Annotated in this window: 1 pseudogene; it reads right to left on the bottom strand. The window is 74.0% G+C overall.

The features are described 5' to 3' along the window. Nucleotides 1-587 (bottom strand): annotated as a pseudogene (locus D450_RS35030) (HNH endonuclease); the annotation flags it as partial. Nucleotides 588-1,467 lie beyond the last annotated feature (880 nt).

The following is a 1,467-nucleotide window of genomic DNA, read 5'->3' on the forward strand; positions in this document are numbered from 1 at the left end:
CGGCGGTTGCCCTCTTCGTGCTCGCGTGGGCTGATGCGCTGGGGCAGCTCCCTGCCGATCCGCTTGAGGGTGCGGTCGCCGGCCCCGGCCTCGGCGGCCTGGACCATGATGTCCTCGGCCCTGGCCCGGTAGTCGGCAGGGTCGGGGTGGCGGCGGGTGCAGCGCCCGGCCACCGCCCTCTCCGACAGGCCCATGACCAGAGCGAGCTGGCCGAAGGACACCTGCCCCGCCTCGGCGGCCTTCACGGCCCCGGGGTAGTGGTCCATGTGGTCGGCCACGGTGGCGACGGCATTGGCCTGGGTGGTGGAGCGGCCGTGCTCGCGGAGGAGCCCGGCGACCGTGGAGTGCCCCGAGCCCGCAAGGGCCCCGGTCTGGCCGATGCGGGCGGCCAGCCGCGCGGCGGCCAGGTCCAGGGCGTCCTGGCCGGCGGCCAGAGCGGCCATGGACCGTGTCAGGGTCTCGCGGTGGCCGGGGGCCACGTCCGAGGCCAGGGCCCGCTCCACCCCGCCCAGCACACCCGCGTATCCCCGCCGGATCTCCTCCGCGGGAGATCCGGCGGGGGCGCCGGGGTGCCGCTGATCTGCCATACACCCATTATGAACCACCCGCCACCATTTTTGGGGGCCCGGCAGAAGATTCCCCGAAGAAATTCAGAGAAACCGGGAAATCCAGCATATGCGCAGGTCACTGCACGTGTTGATCGCGAGTCGCACCCCCGGGACACTTCCCCCGCAAAGGCGCCCTGGAATGGGGGAGCATTGTCTATTGCAAGCGCCCTGCGGAGCGGATCGCTTTCCTTTTCCAGGCCCCCTGGGAGCGTCAAGGGATCACCCCCGCAACGGACCCCGGGGCCGCCGAGGAACGCCCGTTCCAGGGCGAGACGGCGATAAGGACCGATGCTTTCCCAAGGCTCCCGGGCCACCCCCGCGACCGACCGAGACCGCGCGCATCCCGCATGCGCGCGGCAGGGCGGCCGCCACAGGCCCCCGCTGGGTGCCGCTGGGTCCCGCCGCTGCGGCCAGGACCGCCGGAAGACAGCATGGGCAATCGATAGTGGTGAGATCGACACCCGATGTGCGATCGGGTGGTGATCTCACCACTATCGATTCCCGCACAGGCGCCGACCACCCGGCGGAACAGGGGGCGCGGCGCCAGAACCCGCCCCGGCCGGGCGCCGACCGCCCGACAGGCCGGGGCGGGCGGGACCCCGTTCATCCGCCGCCGCCCCTACTCGTGACCACCCGGGGCCCGGCGCCCGGCAGGCAAGGCCGGGGAACCACACCGCCTCGCCGTCGTTGCCGCCCTCTGCTCGCACCGCGCAGACCAGGCGGACGGCAGGCAGGCAGAAGCGGGCCCCCGGCCGTGCCGTCGCCGCCTCACCCCCCCCCGGACCACCAGGGGCCCGGCGGACGGCAAGCAGGCAGAAGCGGGGCACCGGCCACCCGCCGCCCGCCCTCCGGCGGGCCG

The sequence above is a fragment of the Nocardiopsis halophila DSM 44494 genome (assembly GCF_000341245.1).
Lineage (GTDB): Bacteria > Actinomycetota > Actinomycetes > Streptosporangiales > Streptosporangiaceae > Nocardiopsis_A > Nocardiopsis_A halophila.